The 22988-nt window shown below is 37.7% G+C and carries 18 protein-coding genes; 13 read left to right on the forward strand and 5 right to left on the reverse strand.

The annotated features are described in order from the left end of the window. The first annotated feature begins 10 nt into the window (after positions 1 to 10). Positions 11 to 1150 (forward strand): N-acetyl-alpha-D-glucosaminyl L-malate synthase BshA, encoded by a 1140-nt coding sequence (gene bshA / locus Q0992_RS08520; RefSeq protein ID WP_299522446.1) that lies wholly within the window; start codon positions 11 to 13, stop codon positions 1148 to 1150. On the opposite strand, the gene Q0992_RS08525 is transcribed toward bshA, so the two are convergent. Together Q0992_RS08525 and Q0992_RS08530 are read right to left on the reverse strand one after the other, a co-directional pair. Next, complete coding sequence (locus Q0992_RS08525; protein ID WP_299522448.1) at positions 1143 to 1493, reverse strand: GIY-YIG nuclease family protein; 351 nt, start codon at positions 1491 to 1493, stop codon at positions 1143 to 1145. The two genes, bshA and Q0992_RS08525, sit on opposite strands and share 8 nt — an antisense overlap. Positions 1494 to 1519: 26 nt before the next feature. Beyond that, positions 1520 to 1888, reverse strand: coding sequence for a DUF2200 domain-containing protein (locus Q0992_RS08530; RefSeq protein ID WP_299522451.1), 369 nt, complete (start codon positions 1886 to 1888; stop codon positions 1520 to 1522). Between the two features lie 211 nt (positions 1889 to 2099). On the opposite strand from Q0992_RS08530, the gene Q0992_RS08535 reads away from it, so the two are divergent. The 10 genes from Q0992_RS08535 to acs all read left to right on the forward strand — a co-directional run bounded on the left by Q0992_RS08535 (position 2100) and on the right by acs (position 14987). Continuing rightward, positions 2100 to 3476, forward strand: coding sequence for a sodium:alanine symporter family protein (locus tag Q0992_RS08535; protein ID WP_299522454.1), 1377 nt, complete (start codon positions 2100 to 2102; stop codon positions 3474 to 3476). Positions 3477 to 3581: 105 nt separating this feature from the next. Next, a complete protein-coding gene (locus Q0992_RS08540) occupies positions 3582 to 4001 on the forward strand; it encodes a helix-turn-helix domain-containing protein (protein ID WP_299522457.1) in 420 nt (139 codons plus the stop codon). Between the two features lie 185 nt (positions 4002 to 4186). Further along, positions 4187 to 5470: a hypothetical protein gene (locus Q0992_RS08545; protein WP_299522460.1), complete on the forward strand. Its 1284-nt coding sequence runs from the start codon at positions 4187 to 4189 to the stop codon at positions 5468 to 5470. A 12-nt stretch (positions 5471 to 5482) separates the two neighbouring features. Beyond that, positions 5483 to 5743, forward strand: coding sequence for a DUF4212 domain-containing protein (locus Q0992_RS08550; protein WP_299522463.1), 261 nt, complete (start codon positions 5483 to 5485; stop codon positions 5741 to 5743). Positions 5744 to 5774: 31 nt separating this feature from the next. Next, positions 5775 to 7550 (forward strand): sodium:solute symporter family protein, encoded by a 1776-nt coding sequence (locus tag Q0992_RS08555; protein WP_299522466.1) that lies wholly within the window; start codon positions 5775 to 5777, stop codon positions 7548 to 7550. A gap of 258 nt (positions 7551 to 7808) precedes the next feature. Further along, a complete protein-coding gene (locus tag Q0992_RS08560; RefSeq protein ID WP_299522469.1) occupies positions 7809 to 10499 on the forward strand; it encodes a sensor histidine kinase in 2691 nt (896 codons plus the stop codon). Positions 10500 to 10519: 20 nt separating this feature from the next. After that, a complete protein-coding gene (locus Q0992_RS08565; protein WP_299522472.1) occupies positions 10520 to 10885 on the forward strand; it encodes a response regulator transcription factor in 366 nt (121 codons plus the stop codon). Between the two features lie 64 nt (positions 10886 to 10949). Further along, positions 10950 to 11177 carry a hypothetical protein gene (locus Q0992_RS08570; RefSeq protein ID WP_299522475.1) on the forward strand — a complete coding sequence of 76 codons (228 nt, stop codon included), beginning with the start codon at positions 10950 to 10952 and terminating at the stop codon, positions 11175 to 11177. Continuing rightward, complete coding sequence (locus tag Q0992_RS08575) at positions 11174 to 13087, forward strand: acetate--CoA ligase (protein WP_299522478.1); 1914 nt, start codon at positions 11174 to 11176, stop codon at positions 13085 to 13087. The genes Q0992_RS08570 and Q0992_RS08575 overlap by 4 nt, the downstream gene beginning before the upstream one ends. Further along, positions 13080 to 14987 carry an acetate--CoA ligase gene (gene acs, locus Q0992_RS08580; protein WP_299522481.1) on the forward strand — a complete coding sequence of 636 codons (1908 nt, stop codon included), beginning with the start codon at positions 13080 to 13082 and terminating at the stop codon, positions 14985 to 14987. The genes Q0992_RS08575 and acs overlap by 8 nt, the downstream gene beginning before the upstream one ends. A gap of 90 nt (positions 14988 to 15077) precedes the next feature. Here acs and Q0992_RS08585 read toward each other — a convergent pair whose 3' ends face one another. Beyond that, a complete protein-coding gene (locus tag Q0992_RS08585) occupies positions 15078 to 16553 on the reverse strand; it encodes a helix-turn-helix domain-containing protein (protein ID WP_299522484.1) in 1476 nt (491 codons plus the stop codon). Between the two features lie 119 nt (positions 16554 to 16672). On the opposite strand from Q0992_RS08585, the gene aceB reads away from it, so the two are divergent. Next, positions 16673 to 18271 (forward strand): malate synthase A, encoded by a 1599-nt coding sequence (gene aceB / locus Q0992_RS08590; RefSeq protein ID WP_299522487.1) that lies wholly within the window; start codon positions 16673 to 16675, stop codon positions 18269 to 18271. 196 nt (positions 18272 to 18467) lie between these two features. After that, the gene (locus Q0992_RS08595) at positions 18468 to 20099 is read left to right on the forward strand and encodes an isocitrate lyase (RefSeq protein WP_299522490.1); all 1632 of its coding nucleotides are present in this window, start codon (positions 18468 to 18470) and stop codon (positions 20097 to 20099) included. A 210-nt stretch (positions 20100 to 20309) separates the two neighbouring features. Here the strand turns inward: Q0992_RS08595 and Q0992_RS08600 are convergent, their stop codons facing one another. Both Q0992_RS08600 and Q0992_RS08605 read right to left on the reverse strand, forming a co-directional pair. After that, entirely contained in the window at positions 20310 to 20975 is a 666-nt protein-coding gene (locus tag Q0992_RS08600; protein ID WP_299522492.1) for a PolC-type DNA polymerase III, read from the reverse strand. Between the two features lies 1 nt (position 20976). Further along, positions 20977 to 22866, reverse strand: a complete 1890-nt coding sequence (locus Q0992_RS08605; RefSeq protein ID WP_299522495.1) for a DUF294 nucleotidyltransferase-like domain-containing protein — start codon at positions 22864 to 22866, stop codon at positions 20977 to 20979. Between the last annotated feature and the right edge of the window lie 122 nt (positions 22867 to 22988).

Consider the following 22988-nt stretch of genomic DNA (forward strand, 5'->3'; position numbering starts at 1 on the left):
CCATACTTAAATGAAAATAGGAATTGTTTGCTATCCAACCTTCGGTGGAAGTGGAGTAGTAGCCACGGAATTAGGATTAGAACTATCTAAACGAGGTCATGAAATTCATTTTATAACCTATAGCCAACCCGTAAGGTTAGAGCTCTTAAGCAATAATGTACATTTTCACGAAGTACATGTACCTGAATACCCATTATTTCACTACCAACCTTATGAATTGGCACTCTCAAGCAAGTTGGTCGATATGGTAAAATTGTATGGTATTCAATTATTGCATGTCCATTACGCAATTCCTCATGCTTATGCAGCTTATATGGCACAACAAATGCTTTTAGATGAGGGCATTCTCGTACCAATTGTGACGACTTTGCATGGAACAGATATTACTTTGGTTGGAAGCCATCCATTTTATAAACCTGCAGTAACATTCAGCATTAACAAATCTGACGCGGTAACTTCAGTGTCTGAAAGCTTAAAAAAAGACACCTTACGTCTTTTCGACATTAAGAAAGATATTCATGTCGTACCAAATTTTATCGATCTAGATAAGCACGAACACAATTTTACGGATTGCCAACGTGGCATGATGGCAGAGGATAACGAACGTATTATTACACATATTAGTAATATGAGGGAGGTAAAACAAATTCCTGATGTGATTAAAATCTTTTATAATATTCAAAAGGAATTACCTGCAAGACTTATGCTTATTGGTGAAGGGCCAGAAAAAGAGGGAGCAGAATTATTGACCGAAGAATTAGGAATTACAGATAAGGTCGTTTTCTTAGGAAACAGTTATGAGATAGATAGAATTCTTTGCTTCAGTGATTTGTTCTTACTACCCTCACGAACTGAAAGTTTTGGACTAGCAGCCTTAGAAGCCATGGCCAGTGGAGTTCCGGTTATATCAACAAATACAGGCGGATTACCTGAAGTTAATGTGGATGGTTATACGGGTTACTTAAGTGATGTCAATGCGGTTAAGGATATGTCATCAAATGCCATAAAGATTTTGAAGTATGCGGAAACCTTAAACAAGTTTAAAGCTAATGCTAAGGTCCAATCCAAAAATTTTGATATTCATAAAATAGTTCCAAAGTATGAAGCTATTTATGAAGAAACACTAAAAAGGTTTTTGGTGGCTAATTAGACCAAACGGCATAGCCAGAGCGTCGTAGCTCTAGAGTGATTTCTTTTTCGGCTATTAGTGCTTCTTCTCGAGACAAAAAGGGATCTATATGTATATACAGGCTTGGTCTTAAATAAAGACCATAGTTTTCTACAATATTCGAAGAAATTTTATGGCCTTTTTTATTCCTATAGCCTGTTTTGTGCTGTTGAAAACGCTCTTTGGGTGTTTTACTGGTCATGCCTACATAAAGGCACTCCAGCACACCATTAAACTGTGGATTAGCTGTTCTAAACTTTGTGCTTTCAGTATAAACCCTTTTGGATAACTCTATGACATAAATGCGATATAAGGTTTTGGGCATTTGTAGTTATGATAATTGGCAAATGCTTATGACCTAAGTATTTTTTCCATTTTTCTGCCCTTAGCCAATTCATCAACCAATTTATCCAAATATCTTGTTTGTTGTGTTGTCGGGTTGGTGATATCCTCAACGCGATAGCCACAAATGACGCCTTTTATGAGGTGTGCATTAGGATTTAGCATGGCTTCTTTAAAAAAGGTTTCAAAATTAGTTTTTGCTTCGATGATAGCATTGAGTTTCTTTTCATCATAGCCTGTTAACCATTCGATGACCTGGTGTAATTCTGCTTTAGTTCTATTTTTCTTTTCCACTTTAGTGACGTAATGTGGATATACGGATGCAAAGCTCATTTTTGCAATGCGATCGTCATGATGGCTAGTATCGGATGTACTCATGTTGATTTAGCTTTTATGAAAGATAGTGATTTTTTTGGATTGTATTTATCTTTAACGATTTGAGATGTTTAAATAGCTTATATCAGACAATATTGAAACCAGTTCAGCACACAGAAACGAAGTTAGTATTTAATTTATAAAAATTAATACCTTACAGAGGTTGCTTTCCAAATATTATTAACACTATAAAGGATTTGCTATTTTTAACCTCATGAAAACATTAGAGGATTTTACAGCAGCCTTTTCATCTTTAGCTTGGGGCTTACCCTTATTGATTTTGTTAATAGGTGGTGGCTTATATCTCATCATTCGTTCTCAGTTTTTACCGTTTCGATATATAGGCCATGCCATTAATGTCCTTAGAGGGAAGTATGATGATCCCAATGATCCAGGACAGATTTCACATTTTAAGGCTTTGAGTACGGCTTTATCGTCTACCATTGGCATGGGAAATATTGCTGGTGTTGCCTTGGCCATTTCGGTGGGTGGACCAGGCGCTATGTTTTGGATGTGGGTGAGCGCCATTGTTGGTATGAGTACCAAGTTTTTCACATCAACTTTAGCGGTATTATATAGAGGCAAAGACAGCAAGGGAGAGTTGCAAGGAGGTCCGATGTATTTTATTAGGGAAGGCTTGGGTCAGAATTGGAAGATTTTAGCCATACTATTCAGTGTTTTTGGAATGTTGGGGGCCCTTCCTGTGGTTAATGTCAATCAACTTAAACAGGCCATTAATGATATCATCTTAATTCCAAATGGAGTAGAAGTGACCTTCAACACCAATCTCAGTATTGCTATTGTTTTGGTGATTGTGACAAGTATTGTTATTCTTGGTGGGATTCATCGTATTAGTAATTGGGCATCTAAAATGGTACCCTCGATGGTTATACTCTATTTTGTGTTAGTACTTATTATCCTAGGGATTCATTATGCTGAAGTCCCAAAATATTTAAAATTGATTGTTACTGATGCCTTTGCGGCCAATTACTTTCCAGCAGATCAACCTTTTTTAGGAGGTGTTTTAGGGGCATTAATTTTACATGGTATCAAGCGTGGTGCATTTTCTAATGAAGCCGGTTTAGGAACTGCACCAATGGCTCATGGTGCGGCTAAAACCGATGAGCCAGTAAGAGAAGGTTTAGTCGCAATGTTGGGTCCTGTAATCGATACTTTGATTGTTTGTACATTAACAGCTTTAGCAATATTGGTTACTGGTGTTTGGCAAACCACATCAGATAATGGAGTCAGTCTTACAGCATCAGCTTTTAAGGACGCACTTCCTTATGGCCAATACCTTCTGATGGTTTGTGTATTCTTTTTTAGTATATCGTCATTATTTAGCTATGCCTACTATGGTAAGAAATGCATGTCTTTTTTAATTGGTGCAGACAGAAAGCATTATTACAACTACTTGTACATTATAAGTATCGTTTTGGCAGCAACGACTCCTTTTGAGGCCATGATTAACTTTATTGATGGTGTATTTGCTTTTATGGCCATCCCAACAATGGTCGCTACTATAGTGTTGGCACCAAAGGTTGTACAAGAGGCAAAAACATATTTTAGAAAACTAAAAAAACAAGATTAGGCCATATTTTGTTTGATCACTTTTACTTTAGGCTATAACAGATTCGTTTTGTTTGTATATATTTTGCTAAATTAGTATATTTATGCTAAATTAATATATATAATAATGAAAATCAATCTTTGTCCAAACTGCGGTTCTGATAATAATGTGAAAAGTGGGATAGTCGGTAATAGACAACGTTATAAATGTAAGTCTTGTAATTACTATTTTACAGTGAATAAGCTAGGTAAAAAGATTGATGATTATTACGTTAATAAGGCTTTGCAGCTTTACTTGGAAGGACTCACATATCGTGAAATTGAGCGCATCTTGGGAATTTCCCATGTCAGTGTAATGAACTGGGTGAAGAAGTTTAACATTAAGCGACCTTATAACTCCAAATACCACCCAACATACAAAATATTAAATGCTGAGGAACTCTCTAGGTTTTTTTCGAATTCTGAAAACCTTTCTGGCGCAGGAGCTCTTGTCACAGAGCTTGGGGATAAGTTTATGCTCATAAAATGGGAGCGTTTTAGGGATTAGTTTTGATTTTAAATGGGAGTACTTCATTTTGTCTAAGCTCAAACGTCTTCTTTAAGAATCGATTTTTGAGTTAAAATATATACTTAATTAACAAAAAACTATATTAACTTTTTTTTTAGAACTTGTTTTTAGGAGCTTAGTGGTGCACACAAAACCAATTGTAACTAACTAAATCACTAAAATTTATGAAAAAAACAAGTTTAGCTTTGTTTCTACTTGCACTATTTTTTATACCATTTGCGGGTTGGGGACAACAAGAAGATTCCGAACCGGATCATACTTACAAGCCATTACAAGTAAAATTGAATGATGATGGTAGTAAATACATCCGATTTATTCTGTGGCATCAAATGTGGCTTCAAGGTGGATCAGAACAAAAGGGGCCGAAATTCTCTATTAGAAGGTCAAGAGTGTTGGCTTATGCACAAATATCACCACGTTTTTTGATTTTAACTCATTTTGGTTTGAATAGCTTAGGAGCTAATCAGCTTACTGCTAATCCAAACTCTCAATCAGATAATCAACGTAGTTTGTTGTTTTTACACGATGCCTGGGCGGAATTTGCAGTGGTACCAGAAAAACTGCATGTCGGGTCGGGTTTGCATTATTGGAATGGAATTTCTCGACTTACTAACCAAAGTACGTTAAATATGATGACCTTGGATAATCCAGGTGGTCAAGGAGGTGCTTCCGTATCTGACGCTAGGTTATTTCCTTGGTCCAATATTACGACTAGCGACCAATTTGCGCGTCATTTAGGTATATACGCTAAAGGTTCACTAGGGAAGTTTGGATATCGAGTTTCTGTAAATAATGCCAGAAATAATTTTGGCGCTGATGATAATGACGATGGCATTCCAGATAACTTAGGTCCTACACCAACTTTTCAAGTCGATAATAGTATAGGGACGGGAACATGGAACTATGCAGGTTATTTTAAATATGACATATTTGACAAGGAATCCGATAAGTTGCCCTATTTAGTGGGTACATACTTAGGGAAAAAGAAAGTACTGAGTATAGGAGCAGGTTTCCACTACCATCCAGATGCCTTAGCAGTAAACGATCTTAATAATAGAGAAGACGTTTTCCATGCTGCTTTTGATGTTTTTTATGACGCGCCATTAAACGATAAGTTCGCTATAAGTGCTTTAGGTGCTTATTACAATTATAATTATGGTGATACTGCAGGTGCTCCTGGTGGCGGCTTGGTGCCTTCCTCAGGTTCTATCATTCATGGTCAAGTGGGGCTTCTGTTTCGAAATGTCAAGCTAATGCCTTACTTGAAATACAATTCACAGTCTCTTGATTTCACACCCAATGACGCCAACGAATTTGGTGTAGGTTTAAACTATTTCATCAACGGTCATTTCGCCAAGATCACGGCCGAATTTTTGACTGGTAAAAGTGGAGCCATGGGAGCTGAAAACAGAAATGTCTTTACAATTCAAACACATATATTCTTATAAACTAACATTATTATGTCAGATAAACAAAAAAATGCAACAGCATATTGGAAGGAGAATGTAAAATACCTCTCCATACTCTTAGTCATTTGGTTCGTAGTGTCCTATGGCTGTGGCATCCTCTTTAAAGATGCTTTAAATGAAATTAGACTTGGTGGATTTAAACTAGGCTTCTGGTTTGCTCAGCAAGGATCCATATACGTATTCGTCATCTTAATCTTCGTCTACGTTCGCATTATGAATAAACTAGATAAAAAATACGGTTTTGACGAATAGTCTTAACTAATAACCAAAAAAATAAAATATTATGAGTGTACAAACTTGGACATGGATATTAGTTGGGATCACATTCGCACTATATTTCGGAATTGCAATTTGGGCTAGAGCAGGCTCAACAAAAGACTTTTATGTTGCTGGTGGAGGTGTTTCTCCTTTGGCAAATGGTATGGCTACAGCGGCAGACTGGATGAGTGCAGCATCGTTTATTTCGATGGCAGGAATCATTTCCTTTACCGGTTATGATGGCTCAGTTTATCTTATGGGCTGGACAGGTGGCTATGTATTATTAGCGTTATTATTGGCACCCTATCTTAGGAAATTTGGAAAGTTTACCGTTCCTGATTTTATAGGAGATCGCTATTATTCAAACACAGCGAGAACAGTAGCTGTAATCTGTGCACTTCTAGTGTCATTCACATATGTTGCCGGACAAATGCGTGGTGTAGGAGTGGTGTTTTCTAGATTCTTGGAAGTCGATATTAACTTGGGTGTAGCTATCGGTATGGCTATTGTACTAGTCTTTGCTTTCCTAGGAGGAATGAAAGGCATTACATACACACAGGTAGCACAATATTGTGTTTTAATTTTCGCATTTATGGTGCCTGCATTCTTTATTTCAATGCAAATGACAGGAAATATCATACCACAATTGGGAATGGGAGGAAGTGTTGAAGGAGGTGAACTGCTTCTGGACAAATTGGACCGACTGCATACAGAACTTGGGTTTAAGGAATATACAGACGGTAGTAAATCCCCTTGGGATGTCTTTGCTATCACTTTAGCCTTAATGGTTGGTACAGCAGGGTTACCACACGTTATCGTACGTTTCTTTACCGTACCTAAGGTAAAGGATGCACGTAAGTCGGCTGGTTTAGCCTTATTGTTTATTGCTATACTTTATACGACGGCTCCTGCCATTGCCGTATTTGCTAGAACCAATTTAATCGAGACTGTCAGAGATACAGAATATACAGAAGTGCCAGCCTGGTTTAAAAACTGGGAAGATAGTGGCCTTATAGCTTGGACAGATAAGAATGGAGATGGTAAGATTCAATATGTAGCTGGTGGTGCTATTGAGGGGAAAAAACCTATATTCAATGAAGCCAGAGGAACTTATGGCGAGCGTACCATTTCCAATGCGACCGATTCGGCAAATGAACTTTATGTAGATCGTGATATTATGGTATTAGCTAATCCTGAAATTGCTAAACTGCCAAATTGGGTTATAGCATTGGTAGCCGCTGGTGGATTGGCTGCAGCACTATCAACGGCCGCAGGATTGTTGTTGGTGATTTCAACCTCTATTTCACATGATTTAATTAAGAAACAGATTAAGCCAGACCTCTCCGAGAAAGGCGAGCTTTGGGCAGCACGTATCGCTATTCTTGGTGCTATCATCGTAGCAGGATACTTTGGTATGAATCCACCTGGGTTTGTGGCTGCGGTTGTGGCATTAGCCTTTGGGCTAGCGGCCGCTTCATTCTTCCCGGCCATTATTCTTGGGATTTTTGATAAACGTATGAATAAGCAAGGTGCGATTGCAGGTATGATTGTGGGAATCACATTGATGTTATTCTATATGATTAGATATAAAACAGGCCTCATAGGTGGTTTCGACCCTAGACCGGCAAGCGAATGGTGGTTTGGCACCTCGCCTGAAGGTTTCGGAACTATCGCAATGCTTGTAAATGTTGTTGTGTCGGTAGTAGTGTCGCGTATGACACCTGCACCACCACAACATGTTCAGGAAATTGTTGAAAATATAAGAATACCATCTGGTGCTGGCGAAGCACATAGTCACTAGTTGACAAGTTTTATTAGTTAGTAAAAACAGTGTTGTTTGTGGCAACACTGTTTTTTGTATTTTAGTTACCAATGAAAAAAAGACACGAGCAAAAATTAATCATACTATCAATTACAGCTTTCGTTATTTTAAACGTTCCTTTTCTTTTAGTTTTTAATCATGAAGGTCAAGTATTTGGTATCCCCACCTTTTATCTCTCAATTTTTAGCATTTGGTTAGTCATTATAGTGGTCTCTTATCTTATTCTAAAACGTCATTATGAGTAATTACGTTTTATTTATTATCATAATTATTTATCTGGCGGCATTATTTTTCATTGCCTTTATTGCCGAAAAGAACTCAAAAAGTAAATGGGTAAATAATACGATAGTCTACACTCTCTCTTTAGCGGTGTATTGTACGGCTTGGACCTATTATGGCAGTATAGGTATTGCGGCCAATTCCGGTATTAATTTTTTGCCTATTTATCTTGGGCCTGTAATTGCAGCTCCACTTTGGATAGTAGTACTCAGAAAAATCATAAGAATTTCAAAACAGCATAAGATCAGTTCAATAGCGGATTTTATTTCATTACGTTACGGCAACCATCGGTTTTTAGGGGCACTTGTTACTATTGTCTGCCTTATGGCTATTGTACCCTATATTTCTCTTCAGCTCAAGGCAGTTTCTGAAACTTTTCAGATTTTATCGGATGACACGAGTTATGTGTCAACGTCGGTTTATGACGATTCAACATTTTATATTGCTTTATTATTAGCAGTGTTTGCAACATTTTTTGGTACCCAGACTACGGATGCTTCCGAAAAGCATAAAGGGATTGTAATGTCAGTAGCTTTTGAATCCATTATAAAGCTTACATTCTTTTTGTTTGTTGGCATTTATGTAACCTATATTTTATTTGATGGTACAGAAGATATCTATTCTAAAATGTCCCAATCGGAGAATTTTAAATCTCTCATAACAATAGATGGCTTTGAGGGAGGGTTTAATTGGCTTTATACAATTATGCTATCCTTTATGGCCATTTTTTTATTGCCGCGCCAATTCCAAGTTTCAGTTGTGGAGAATGTTCGGGAAAAACACTTAAAGGGAGCCATTTGGATGTTTCCATTATACCTCTTGCTCTTTAATGTTTTTGTAATCTTTATTGCTTGGGCAGGAAATTTAACTATTGGCAATGCAGATCAAGCAGAATATTACGCTTTGTTATTGCCACTTCAAAATGGAAACACCTTTTTATCGGTTTTGGTCTTTTTGGGTGGATTTTCTGCGGTCATCTCAATGGTTGTTGTGGCGACGTTGGCCTTATCGACTATGGTGAGTAACAACTTGGTTATTCCCTACGGATTTTTGGATTATTTTGTAAAGAGCCATCCAGAGCGAAATGCCAAATACATAAAGAACATAAGACGTATTTCGATTTTTTCGATCATTATAATTGCTTATGCATTTTATGTCAATTTCTCTTTTGAGCTATCCCTGTATTCTATAGGTCTCATGGCTTTTGTAATCATAGCGCAATTAGCCCCTTCATTTTTTATAGGACTGTTTTGGAATAGAGGTTCATCTAAAGCCACCATAATTGGTATTATTGCTGGTTTAGTAGTTGTTTTTTATACTTTAATTTTGCCATTTTCCATTCAAGCATTAACGGGTTCTGAAGAACTTGTTCAAAATGGTTTGAATCATGTTAAGGTCTTAAGACCACATGCCTTATTCGGAATAGATTTCTTAAGTCCACCAGCACATGCATTTTTCTGGAGTCTATTGGTGAATGTATTTTGTTATGTTACATTTTCTGTCTTGATTAAAGGAAATTACCGAGAGCGTAACTATGCTGAAATGTACGTAGATAGCAGAAACTATTCCGATTTACAAGATGGAGCTTTGGTTTGGAAAGGAGAAGCTTATGTTGCTGAAATAAAAAAAGTGCTGATTAAGTTTTTAGGGGAGGCTAGAACAGAGCGTGCTTTAAATCTATTTTTTAGAAAATATGATTTACCCTTAGATACTCAGATGGCCGACGCCAGATTGATTAATTTTTCTGAAAAATTGTTAACAGGAAGTATTGGCAGCGCCTCAGCAAAAATATTGATTTCGAGTGTGGTAAAAGAAGACGAAGTGAGTTTAGTTGAAGTCCTAAAGATTCTCGAAGAATCTAAAGAAACTATAGCAAGAAATAAACTACTTAGGGACAAGTCTAATGAGTTAACAAAGCTTACCAATCAATTAAAAGAAGCCAACGAAGAATTGCTTAAAAAGGATAAACAAAAAGACGAATTCTTGGATACTGTAGCACATGAACTAAAAACACCTATAACTGGTATAAGAGCAACGACCGAATTGCTTATGGACGACGACGACGATATGCCGCCCGAGATTAAAGGTCAATTTTTAAAGAATATGCTGCAAGACAGCGATAGGCTTTCAAGGTTGATTCATAATATTTTAGATTTCGAAAAACTCTCTAAAGGCAGAACACAACTCAATATTCAGAGACATAATATTAGACATACCATTCAAAAAACTGTTGACAGTCTGTATCACATAGCCGATAAAAAGCAAGTCAAGCTCATTCACTCTAATTTGAGTGATGTTTATGCCGAGTATGACGAGGATCGTATCGTACAGGTTTTAACCAATCTTATGTCGAACGCCATTAAGTTTTGTAATGCTAAAAAAGGTAAAATTGTAGTCGATTATAAATATGATAAGGGCTTTTTGGAAGTTACGGTAAAAGACAATGGAAAAGGTATACCCAACCAAGATATGCCCTATATTTTTGATAAATTCTATCAGTCAAAAAACCAGAATATTCAAAAACCTGAGGGTAGTGGATTGGGTCTGGCAATATGTAAACAGATCGTTGAAAACCACAATGGAAAAATTTGGGCAAAAAATAGTCAAAAAAGTGGAGTAACCTTTGGTTTTAAGCTACCTTTTAAGTAAATTGTAAGATAATTAAAGTAATGAAAAAAATAGTCATCGTTGACGATGAACCCAATATAGTAATGACATTAGAATACACGTTCAAAAAACATAATTTTGAAGTGTATATTGCAAGAGATGGGAGTGAAGCCTTAGAAATTTTAGAACGTGTAGTTCCCGATGTAATTATGTTGGATATTATGATGCCTAAAGTAGATGGTTATCAAACACTTAAGGCGATTAAAGACAATAATCAGTTAAAGGATACTAAAGTCGTATTCTTAACAGCAAAAAATAAAGCTTCCGATATTGAAAAAGGCTTAAAACTAGGAGCTGATAAATATTTAACAAAGCCGTTTTCAATAAAAAAAATAGTTTCAGAAATTAACGAACTTATCGCTTCTTAGTTTCAACTTTAATAAATGTTGGTTTTGTGTGCAAACAAACCATGTTTAATTAAAGTAATATAAAATGAAACGACTTCGAATTAATGCTTTAGCGTCTGATATCATCATTGGTATGTACGTTATAGTAACCCTTTATTTCCGTTTTAAATTAGAAAGTGAGACAGCAACGGGTCCCCTTGAGTCCCTGATTATGGGCATTTGTTTTGTTGTTATACTTTGGGCTTTAATAAAGCTCAAAGTATTGAATCCAAATTGGTTTGGACTGTTTAATTCTAAAAAGACTAAATCATGACCTATCAAGATATTTACAGGAAGAGTATAGCTAACCCTAGTTCATTTTGGAAAGAACAGGCCGAGCAAATTGCTTGGTATCAAAAACCAAGTGAAATTCTAGGAACCGACGAGCACGATTATCCACAATGGTTTAAAGATGGAAAATTAAATGTGAGTTATCTCTGTATCGATAAACATATTGAAGATGGCTTCGGTGAGCAAAATGCCATTATTTACGATTCACCAGTAACGAATACCAAAACTGCAATAACTTTTAATCAGTTGCATCATGAAGTTGCCAAATTAGCGGGTGGCATAGAAACGCTTGGTTTGCAGAAAGGCGATACTTGCGTCATATACATGCCAATGATTCCACAGGCTTTATATGCGATGCTGGCATGTGCAAGATTAGGTGTTATCCATTCGGTAGTATTTGGTGGATTCGCACCTCACGAGTTAGCCATTAGAATAGATGATTGCAAACCAAAAGCCATTATTACAGCTTCAAACGGCATAGAAATACAGCGTATTATTCCTTATAAGCCATTTGTTGATGAGGCTATTGAACTCGCTGCACATAAACCAGAACACGTTATTGTTTTTGATAGAAAATTGGGTGTAGACATTCCCTACAAAGCTTATGATATAGATTATGACGAATTAGTGTCAAAGTCCGTGCCTATTGAACCTGTTGCTGTAGCATCGAACCATCCACTGTATATTTTGTATACTTCAGGAACAACAGGAAAACCTAAAGGCATCATAAGAGATTCAGGAGGTTATGCGACAGCGCTTAAGTTTTCTATGAAATATGTTTATGGTATAGAAGAAGGCGATGTGTATTGGGCAGCGAGCGACGTAGGTTGGGTGGTCGGTCATAGCTATATCGTTTATGGACCATTGTTGAATAGAAATACCACCATTTTGTTTGAAGGTAAACCTATTAAAACACCTGATGCTTCTACGTTTTGGCGTGTTATCAGTGAGCATAAAGTAAAGGTAATGTTCACTGCACCAACGGCAATACGCGCCATTAAAAAGGAAGATCCTAATGGGGAGTTTATAAAAAAATATGATCTCAGTGGCCTTAAGTATCAGTTTTTAGCTGGTGAGCGTTGTGATGTCGCCACCTTAAGTTGGACTGAACAGCAACTTGGTATTCCAGTAATTGATCATTGGTGGCAGACAGAGAGCGGCTGGCCAATGTTGGCAAACATGGTAGGTGTAGAGCTTATGGAGGTGAAACCCGGTTCGGCATCGCTTCCGGTCTGTGGTTATGATATACAAGTTTTAAATGAAGAAGGAAAAGAAACTGCTTCAGGTGTAGAAGGCTATGTAGCGGTAAAACTGCCATTACCACCAGGAACGTTGTTAAACCTTTGGGGCAATCCAGAGCGTTTCAAATCAGGTTATCTCAAAAAATTCCCTGGTTACTACTTTTCTGGTGATGGTGGTTATAAAGATGAAGATGGCTACGTGTTTATAACAGGCCGCGTCGATGATATCATCAACGTTGCAGGGCACCGTTTATCCACTGCCGAAATGGAAGAAATAGTTGCATCGCATAAGGCCGTCGCGGAATGCGCTGTGTTTGGTGTGCATTGCGATTTAAAAGGGCAGAAGCCATTGGGCTTAGTGGTCTTAAAATCCGGCGAAGCACAAGAAGAAAGTAAAATTTCCAAAGAAATCATTCAAGAGGTACGCCACGAAATAGGTGCGGTGGCTTCATTTAAGGATGTTTTTGCTGTAAAGCGCTTGCCCAAAACACGCTCTGGAAAAATTCTTCGTAAATTGTTGAGAAACATTTGTGATGACTTAGAATATAATGTGCCATCAACTATTGATGATGTTGCTATAATTTCAGAAATTGAATCCGTATACAAGAAAAATCAAATAGGAATACATAAAAACATAATTAACCATGAGTAATTATCATATTAAAAACTTTGAAGAATACTTTCAGGTTTATAGAAAATCAACATCGAACCCTGAATCTTTTTGGGAGGAAATCGCAGAAGAACATTTTGAATGGCGTAAAAAATGGACCAATGTCTTAAGTTGGGATTTTTCAAAACCAGAAATCAAGTGGTTCGAAGGGGCAAAATTGAATATCACCGAAAACTGTCTTGATAGACATTTGCATACTAGAGGTGATAAAACAGCTATTTTATTCGAGCCAAATGACCCAAATGAACCTGCGGAACATATCACTTACAAGCAGTTATATGATCGCGTTTGTAAATTTGCTAATGTACTCCATGATAAAGGCATCAAAAAAGGAGATCGTGTTTGTATTTATTTACCGATGATACCAGAATTAGCAGTCGCTGTTTTAGCATGTGCACGGATTGGTGCGATTCATTCTGTTGTTTTTGCAGGATTCTCAGCCACGGCATTATCGACTCGTATTAATGATTGCGATGCCAAAATGGTGATTTGTTCTGATGGGTCGTATCGTGGTGCAAAAACTATTGATTTAAAAGGTATTGTTGATGAAGCCTTAGAGGATTGTCCCGGTGTAGAATCTGTTTTAGTAGCTAAGCGTATCAATTCCGATATTACCATAAAAGAAGGGCGCGATGAGTGGTTACAGCCTTTATTGGATGAAGCCTATCGCGAATATACAGCAGAAGTTATGGATGCCGAAGATCCCTTATTCATATTATATACCTCTGGATCTACGGGCATGCCAAAAGGTATGCTACATACCACTGGTGGTTATATGGTATATACAGCATACACCTTTAAAAATGTGTTTCAGTATCGCGAAGAAGATGTGTACTGGTGTACGGCAGATATAGGTTGGATTACTGGTCATAGCTATATCGTTTATGGGCCATTGTGTAATGGAGCCACTACAGTAATGTTCGAGGGAGTCCCAAGCTATCCAGATTTTGGACGATTCTGGGAAATTGTAGAAAAACATAAGATCAATCAATTTTACACAGCACCAACAGCTATTAGGGCCTTGGCCAAGCATGGTACCGAGCTTGTTGAAAAGCACGATTTATCATCGCTGAAAGTGTTAGGTTCTGTTGGAGAACCCATTAATGAGGAAGCTTGGCATTGGTACAATGATAATATTGGTAAGAAGAAAAGTCCTATCGTGGATACTTGGTGGCAGACTGAAACTGGCGGTATAATGATTACACCAATTCCATTTTCAACACCAACAAAACCGACCTATGCCACCTTGCCATTTATTGGTATACAACCAGCTTTGATGGATGAAAATGCCAAAGAAATAAAAGGTAATCAGGTAGACGGTAGATTATGTATAAAGTTTCCATGGCCATCGATGGCAAGAACCATTTGGGGCAATCACCAACGCTATAAGGACACTTATTTTTCAGCTTTCGAAAATAAATACTTTACAGGTGATGGCGCCTTAAGGGATGAAGTAGGCTATTACAGGATTACAGGTCGTGTGGACGATGTTATCATTGTCTCTGGCCATAATTTGGGAACTGCTCCCATTGAGGATGCCATTAATGAACATAATGCTGTGGCAGAGTCAGCCATCGTTGGATTCCCACATGATGTTAAAGGCAATGCATTATATGGTTATATCACCTTAAAGGATACGGGAGAAACAAGACAACACGATAATGTACGCAAGGAGATTAACCAGTTAATTACCGATCGTATCGGTCCAATTGCAAAACTGGATAAAATTCAATTTACTACCGGTTTGCCTAAAACACGATCAGGTAAGATTATGAGACGTATCTTAAGAAAGATAGCTTCAAAGGATACCAGTAATCTTGGTGATACCAGTACATTGTTGAACCCTGAAGTGGTTGAGGAGATTATGGATAACGTCCTTTAAAAATATAGATACTAATCTATGAATCCCAAATTCCAAAATAAATTGTGTGCTTGGAATTTGGGATATTTTTTGTAATACTGAGATAGACTTTCAGCTATATTTATTTTGAATGGCATTAACTACTTTTTCCGTATCGCTTTCCTTTTTCCGTTTTTCAAGAATAATAGGGTCGGCTTTTCGGACGTCGCAATTAACAATGGCACAGCGTTCGCAAGTCACGCCTACATGAACAGTTTTCAGTGTCTTGTGGTTTAGGAAATTAGCCTTACGTTGTAGCGCTGTATTGATTTCAATACCGATAGATACACTTCTATAACGGTTATTTCTAAAAGGATCTTTGGTTGCCGAAGCCAAGACTAAATACTGTTTTTCCTCGGTGGCATAATTTGAGATTTGAATATCAAACTCATGATCGGACTGGTTGTCGCTAATGACTTTTAAAGCCTTAATAGAAGCCCATCTTCTACAGTAATGTTCGTTGGTTTCATTAGCTCTTGGCGATTGGTACTTGGCTAAATGGAGTTCTTTATTGAGTGAAAAATCATCTGTGCCTTGTTTATGCGAAAACCTTAAAAAGAATAAATTTTTGAGTTTAAAGTCCTTCGGGAGTAAATTGGTCAAACGTTGATAAACGCTTTCGGGTGAGGCATTATATTTTGAGAGTAAGGATTGAAATGCTTTGGTGTTGAATCGTTTCTGAGAGAATAGATGATTTAGATGCTCAACAAGGCTCTCCCTTGGGATAATCAATGCTCCTGCAAAGTAAGATGCATAGAAATTGTTTAGAACTTCGTCAAAACTATCGAATTTAATCCACGAAAATGTGTAAAGCCGTTCGTCAATACCTAAAAAATTATAGGCCAATTCTTTAGCATAGATAAACGAACGCTGGGCATCATCTATACTTTTGGTAATCAAGAGTGTTTTGGTTTTTGGGACATAGATAGATCTGAGGTTATCCAATTCGCTATGTGCTTCCAATTCATCGTTATTGATGTTATACCCATATTCTTCAACTAGAATATCTTCTAATTCCTGTGAGGTGATTTTTTTTGAAAGGTCCACCTGGTAGGTCTTGGCAAATTTTAGCACTTCTAACTCAAGGTCTTCAAAATAATTGCTATTGGCCTCTTGAAACGAACGTACAGAAGCTAAGAAAAAGTTCTCTCGACTAAAGTTATAGTTCCTTGCTATTTCAATAATCGTACTGATAAAGGCGGTAACTTTTACAGGAGCATTGGAGATAATGTCGATAAGCGTACTTTCCTGAATGCCGAATAGCTCTAAAGGAATTTCCTTTAAGAGCTTGGACTGTAGAATCTCGCCAATTGGAGCCAAGTTTTTATCCAGTTTTAGGGATACCAAATCATCATAACCCACTTCTAAATGCTCGGATAAGGCTGCAATTTTATCTGGTTTTGGATATTTTTTTCCTTTTTCAATTTCGTTGAGATAAGACTTGGAAAGCCCGGAAAGTTTAGAGAGGCCGAAAAGGGAAAGCCCACGTTCTGTGCGGATTTGCTTTAGCTTTAATCCAAATATGAGTTTGATATAATCCTGTTCCATAATTACAAATATATAACTATTTGCGAATATTATTTTTTAGCGAAAAGTAAAATTTAGCGAACGTTCGCTTGTTTTTTTCAAAAACTTGTTGTAACATTGTCTCATAAAATCAAATCAATATGGAATTTATCATCGCTACACCAGACCAAGTGACCTTCTCCAAAGAGGTTAATCAGTACTACCCAAATATTCTTACTGAAGATGCTTTATTGTTCATTAGACAGCTACACAGAAAGTTTAATAAGCAACGATTAGAATTATTAGATAAGCGTAAAGGGCAACAAGCGTATTTTGATAAGGGTAATTATCCTGAGTTTCCAAAAGAAACAAAGCATATTAGGGAAGGTGAGTGGTCTGTAGGTTCTATTCCAGAGGACTTAATGGACAGACGTGTAGAAATTACAGGTCCTGTAGATCGTAAAATGGTTATCAATGCCCTAAACTCAGGTGCTAAAACCTTTATGGCTGATTTTGAAGATAGTAATGCACCAAGTTGGGCCAATACGGTTGAAGGTCAACAAAATCTGTTGGACGCCAACAATAAAACCATTGAGCTCATCGATGAAGCTCGTGGAAAACACTATAAATTAAACGATGATACAGCAATACTTTTAGTAAGGCCAAGAGGTTTACACCTTAATGAAAGACATGTGTTAGTCGATGGTGAAGAGGTTTCTGGAAGCCTTTTTGATTTTGGATTGTACGTATTTCATAATTCCAAGGTATTGGTGAAAAACGGTACAGCGCCATATTTCTATTTACCGAAGTTAGAGCACTATCTTGAAGCGCGCTGGTGGAATGCTGTCTTCGAATATGCGCAAGCCTATCTTGGTTTGCCTCATGGTACTTTTAAGGCAACATTGTTAATTGAAACCATTACCGCAAGTTTTCAGCTTAATGAATTTATATATGAATTAAAAGATCATATCGTGGGTCTAAATTGTGGTCGCTGGGATTACATATTCTCTTATATTAAGAAATTTAGAAACCATAAAGGGTTCATTGTTCCCAATAGAGATCAAGTGACCATGACGACAGCATTCATGGCAGCATACTCTAATCTTGTGATTCAAGTATGTCACAAGCGAGGTATCCATGCTATGGGAGGTATGGCAGCTCAAATACCAATTAAAAATAATGCGAATGTCAATGCAGAAGCTTTAGAAAAAGTACGTGTGGATAAAGAGCGTGAAGCTAAAAACGGACACGACGGCACTTGGGTTGCACATCCAGCATTAGTGGAAGTGGCGATGAAAGAATTTGATAAATATATGCCAACACCAAATCAGATATTTAGAAAACGAGAAGATATTAAGGTAACTGAGGCCGACTTGGTAGAATTGCCAAAAGGCACCATTACCGAAGCTGGCGTCAGAAAAAATATCAACGTAGGTATTTTATATATGGAAGCTTGGTTAAGAGGCTATGGAGCCGTAGCACTTTACAATCTTATGGAAGATGCAGCGACAGCAGAAATCTCAAGAACCCAAGTATGGCAATGGTTAAAGAACGAGGCCTATTTAGAAGATGGACGTGTTTTTAATCAAGAATTGTTCGATACTATTTTCGATGATGAAGTTGAAAAAATCATTAGGGAAGTCGGTGAAGCTAAAATTAAGGATACCAAGTTCTGTGATGCCATTACATTGTTCAAAAGACTAGTCACTGAAAACGAGTTTGAAGAATTTCTAACCATTTCAGCCTATAGACAATTATAGTATGCATCACCTCGAGTGATTTGTGTTAAGCAAATTGTATCGAGACGCTAATAGTTAGTTCTCGATACACTCACGCTAAGCGTGACCACTCGAACTGACAATAAGTAACTAAATAAACCAAAAAATCCCGCTAATGCGGCAACATTACACGGGATTCATATTAACTCTGATTAAATCATTAATACATTTCAAAATTATGAAAAATTTACCTCAAAACAACTATGCCTCAGCTTTACAGACCGTAAAGGATATCAAAACTAAATTCGGCAATACTTGGACAGCCATCAACCCACAATATGTGGCAAGAATGGCAACACAAAATCGTTTTAAAACAGGATTGGATATTGCAAAATATACAGCAGCTATCATGAGAAACGATATGGCTGAATATGATGCCGATGCATCTAAGTATACGCAATCTTTAGGATGCTGGCATGGTTTTGTAGCACAGCAAAAGATGATAGCGGTAAAAAAGCATCATAAAACTACCAGTAAACGTTACTTATACCTCTCAGGTTGGATGGTAGCGGCATTGCGTTCAGAATTTGGTCCTTTACCAGACCAGTTTATGCACGAGAAAACGGCGGTACCTGCTTTAATTGCTGAAATCTATGATTTTTTACGTCAGGCAGATGCTATTGAATTGAATGATTTATTTAGACGCTTGGAAAATGGTGAGGACGTGCAAGCACAGATTGATAATTTTGAAACGCATGTGGTACCAATTGTAGCTGATATCGATGCAGGATTCGGAAATGAAGAAGCGACCTACCTTTTAGCGAAAAAAATGATTCAAGCAGGAGCTTGTGCTATTCAAATAGAAAATCAAGTGTCAGATGCCAAGCAATGTGGTCATCAGGATGGTAAGGTTACCGTTCCTCATGAAGATTTTATTGCGAAACTCAATGCCGTACGCTATGCCTTTTTAGAATTGGGTGTGGATGATGGTATCATCGTTGCACGTACGGATTCAGAAGGAGCAGGATTAACCCAAAAATTACCAGTTAGTAAGGAGCCAGGGGATTTAGCATCACAGTATTTGGCTTTTGTCGATGCTGAAGAAATTACTATTGGCGAGGCAAAAGAAGACGATGTCTTGTTGAAGCGCGAAGGTAAATTAATGCGTCCAAAGCGTTTACCAAATGGCTTGTATAAATTCAAGGAAGGATCAAATATTGATCGTGTTGTACTAGACTGTATCACAAGTCTTCAGAATGGAGCGGATTTACTTTGGATAGAAACTCCCACACCTAATGTGAAGCAAATTGCACACATGATGAATCGCGTAAAGGCTGTTATGCCTAATGCGAAATTAGTATATAATAATTCGCCATCATTCAATTGGACCCTGAATTTCCGTAATCAAGTCTATGAGGAAATGGTAGCGGAAGGTGAGAATGTAACAGCTTATGATAAAAATAACTTAATGGCTGTGGAATACGACAATACCGAATTGAGTTTTAGAGCGGATGAGAAAATCAGAACTTTCCAATTGGATGGTGCGCGTGAAGCAGGTATTTTCCACCACTTAATTACATTACCGACCTATCACACCACAGCATTACATATGAATGATTTAACCAAAGGTTATTTTGGTGCAGATGGTATGTTGGCCTATGTAAAAGAAGTGCAGCGTCAAGAAATAAGAAAAAATGTTGCTTGTGTAAAACATCAACGTATGGCAGGCTCTGATTTGGGAGATGATCACAAAACGTTCTTTGCAGGTGACAATGCCTTAAAAGCAGGTGGTGCCAAGAATACGTCAAACCAGTTTGACACCAAGCCTAAAACGCAAACGAAAAAGAAAAGATTAAGCGTTGTTGCTTAATAAAGATTAAACATACGGTTACTACATAATCTGTTGTTTATTAATTTAGTTAGAGAAGAACACATCCAATTTGGGTGTGTTTTTTTATGAAAATAATCATTAAGAGCATAGCGAGAAATCTTAAGTTTCAGCGTGACCAAATCATATTATCATGGTTTCAATAAATAAAGCAGATGAGATGTCTCACACAAGGTTCGATATGACTGAGGTTTACAACAATCCAATACGCTTATGCGACTTCTCCAAATCTCGTAAACTGAGTTTTGGATTGTTCATCTTTAATTTAGCGACCAACTTTAAAAACAACAATGCCGTAATATAAGCATCACCAGAAGCGGTATGCCGATCGTGCATTGGAATCTTGAAACGTTCCGCTAATTCATCCAAACTAAAGTGCAGTTTACTGGTGTCGAGTTTAGTCTTTTGAAATAGATGACCGGTATCCAAGACTTTATTCTTTAATTTAGGCAGATTGTGGCGTTGCAACACCGCATTCATCATAGCCACATCAAAAGCCGCGTGATGTGCCACCAAAACCGCATTTTGCAAATAGTCCAAAAACTGCACCACAGCTTCGTATTCTTCAATTTTGGTCAACTTACCTGTTTTAAGTAACCCATGAATTTTCACGGTATCGGCATTAAACTGCTGTTGGATGAGGTAAGATTCCAACTGGTCCGATACTTTTATTTGTAGGTCTTTTATGGCCACACAGCCAATGGATAAAATACGATCTTGTTTTGTATTCAAACCCGTAGTTTCGGTATCGAACACTACAAAACGTATCTGTTCAAGGTGCTGTTCTTGATGTTGTGAAAAGCAAGCCGAGTACTGGTTCCAAAATTCAGGGTAGGATTTACGCTTCAACCAATGCATACTATAATAATTGTGAGAGTTTAAAACGTGTTTTTATCAACTCCTGAACGGCCTTCACTGCTTTAAAACTACGTTTTAAACGTAAACGATTCCCTTTGCTTAGGGATTCCAAATCGATAAAACGTCCCGAATCGTTATTTGCCAAGCCTTGTTTCGTTCTAAAACGCAATAGATTTTTATAGGCTTCCATACAAAAACTATAGGTGTCTTTGTTCTGAGGCTCGAGCTCTATCAGTTTCTCATAGCGCTCTAGGGTGTTATTAACGGATTTAATGTTGTGCGATAAAATCAATAATCGCGCTGCATCCACTAAGGGCATCATTGCTCTGGCCTTAATGTCAAACTGATCTTTGTGTTCGCCATCGGCTTCCACAAGAAACTGCCTGAAGAAGCTTAATGGAGGTGGATTTTGTAAAGCATTCCTGCCCAAATAGGTCAGGAAAATGTCATGGGCTTCAATATGCTCAAATATGTGTTCAGAAAGCTGATGCACTAAAGCTTTATCTCCATACACATGTTCATAGTCAAAGAATATGGTACAGAGCATCAGGTTGTCTTGATCTGGAGTTGTAATCCAGCGTTTGAATTGTTGGGACCATTCAGATACGGAATTACACCATTTGGGATTATTGCTCATCATCTGCGCTGGACACAATTCAAAACCAACGGTTTCTAAATCGTTATTGATATAATTGGACAGTTCTAAAAAATAGGATTTTGTGGAATCGTAATCCGTTTCCGGAACATCCTCAAAAACAAGGGCATTGTCCTGGTCAGTCATGAGTAACTGCTCTTGCCGACCTTGACTACCAATGGCCAACCAGGCAAATTTTACTGGTGGTTTTTTCTTCATTTTAGCTATGGCCAACCCAATAATGCGTTGGGTAATGGCATCGTTGATAGCAGAAATTAAACGCGACATAAAATCAATCGGAATGTCCTGCCCCAAATAACGTTTGAGTAATTGTTCGGTGCGTTGTCGTATGCCTTTCAGTTGTTCTGCTGAATGACTGCGCTTTATTTCCTTGATTAGTGCCGAGGCATTGTTTTCACGCAACACAATAATATCGTGTTCAGATAGGATTCCTGTCAATGCCGACTGATTTGTGCCATCTTTGGTAATACACAAGTGTGTAATGCGATGTTTTAGCATCGCAATTTGTGCTTCAGCAACCGTAATGGTCTCAGGATAGGTAATCACTGGTGACGACATTATGGATGATACATTGTCGCTAATAGTTTTAGTTCCTGTAGCGATTTTGGTGCGTAAGTCCTTGTCTGTAATGATACCAATGGGTTTTCCATCATTCACAATCACAATAGAGCCTACATGTTTTATGGTCATGATGTTAGCGGCCTCCTTAACCGTAGTGTCTAAGGTACAGGTCACGGGATTTTTGGAATAGTCTGCCGTTTGCAGATAGGTATATTCCGAAGAGCGATTAAGCGCTTCCATAAAATCATCATCATCGGCATTTTTGGCTTTGGTATTAGAGGCAAAGCTTGCCATAAGAAACTGGCTGGCTTTTGTATTGGTGGTGATATAGGTTTCTAAAAGCTCTGAGGAAATACTATACACAATACTTTCTTCAATAGCTTTGGAGTTGAGTTTATAGTCCCCTTTGCGGAGTAGTGCACGCAAACCAAAAATATCACCTTCGTCGCATTCATCCACTAAAGTGTCGTTGGCTCTAAACAAACCAATAGCACCATCACGTACCACATAAAAATGATTAACTACAGGTTGCCCAATTTCAAAAAGGTATTGCTGATGCTCCAAGTAGATGACGTCTACGGCTTCAGATATGGCCATCAGCTGCTTGCGATTAAGCACGTTAAATGGAGGAAAGGCTTTGAGGTAATCGTAAATACGTGCGGCAATGGTATTCATGGCAACAAGTTAGCCAAAAAATAAAGGCGATTACATGAGAAGTATCATGTTTATTGCTAAAATGGTATAGTTATCCTCAAATGCCAATATTTGTCATTTCGACAGAGCTGAGAATCAGCGAC

Source organism: Winogradskyella sp. (genome assembly GCF_028289625.1).
In the GTDB taxonomy this organism is placed as follows: domain Bacteria; phylum Bacteroidota; class Bacteroidia; order Flavobacteriales; family Flavobacteriaceae; genus Winogradskyella.

Excerpts from the sequence above, each read along its gene's own strand:
- Q0992_RS08550 (WP_299522463.1), top strand. The coding sequence starts at position 5,483 with ATGTCAGATAAACAAAAAAATGCAACAGCATATTGGAAGGAGAATGTA.
- Q0992_RS08575 (WP_299522478.1), top strand. The coding sequence starts at position 11,174 with ATGACCTATCAAGATATTTACAGGAAGAGTATAGCTAACCCTAGTTCA.
- Q0992_RS08585 (WP_299522484.1), bottom strand. The coding sequence starts at position 16,553 with ATGGAACAGGATTATATCAAACTCATATTTGGATTAAAGCTAAAGCAA.
- bshA (WP_299522446.1), top strand. The coding sequence starts at position 11 with ATGAAAATAGGAATTGTTTGCTATCCAACCTTCGGTGGAAGTGGAGTA.
- aceB (WP_299522487.1), top strand. The coding sequence starts at position 16,673 with ATGGAATTTATCATCGCTACACCAGACCAAGTGACCTTCTCCAAAGAG.
- Q0992_RS08605 (WP_299522495.1), bottom strand. The coding sequence starts at position 22,866 with ATGAATACCATTGCCGCACGTATTTACGATTACCTCAAAGCCTTTCCT.
- Q0992_RS08560 (WP_299522469.1), top strand. The coding sequence starts at position 7,809 with ATGAGTAATTACGTTTTATTTATTATCATAATTATTTATCTGGCGGCA.
- Q0992_RS08525 (WP_299522448.1), bottom strand. The coding sequence starts at position 1,493 with ATGCCCAAAACCTTATATCGCATTTATGTCATAGAGTTATCCAAAAGG.
- Q0992_RS08545 (WP_299522460.1), top strand. The coding sequence starts at position 4,187 with ATGAAAAAAACAAGTTTAGCTTTGTTTCTACTTGCACTATTTTTTATA.
- acs (WP_299522481.1), top strand. The coding sequence starts at position 13,080 with ATGAGTAATTATCATATTAAAAACTTTGAAGAATACTTTCAGGTTTAT.
- Q0992_RS08530 (WP_299522451.1), bottom strand. The coding sequence starts at position 1,888 with ATGAGTACATCCGATACTAGCCATCATGACGATCGCATTGCAAAAATG.
- Q0992_RS08555 (WP_299522466.1), top strand. The coding sequence starts at position 5,775 with ATGAGTGTACAAACTTGGACATGGATATTAGTTGGGATCACATTCGCA.
- Q0992_RS08540 (WP_299522457.1), top strand. The coding sequence starts at position 3,582 with ATGAAAATCAATCTTTGTCCAAACTGCGGTTCTGATAATAATGTGAAA.
- Q0992_RS08600 (WP_299522492.1), bottom strand. The coding sequence starts at position 20,975 with ATGCATTGGTTGAAGCGTAAATCCTACCCTGAATTTTGGAACCAGTAC.
- Q0992_RS08570 (WP_299522475.1), top strand. The coding sequence starts at position 10,950 with ATGAAACGACTTCGAATTAATGCTTTAGCGTCTGATATCATCATTGGT.
- Q0992_RS08535 (WP_299522454.1), top strand. The coding sequence starts at position 2,100 with ATGAAAACATTAGAGGATTTTACAGCAGCCTTTTCATCTTTAGCTTGG.
- Q0992_RS08595 (WP_299522490.1), top strand. The coding sequence starts at position 18,468 with ATGAAAAATTTACCTCAAAACAACTATGCCTCAGCTTTACAGACCGTA.
- Q0992_RS08565 (WP_299522472.1), top strand. The coding sequence starts at position 10,520 with ATGAAAAAAATAGTCATCGTTGACGATGAACCCAATATAGTAATGACA.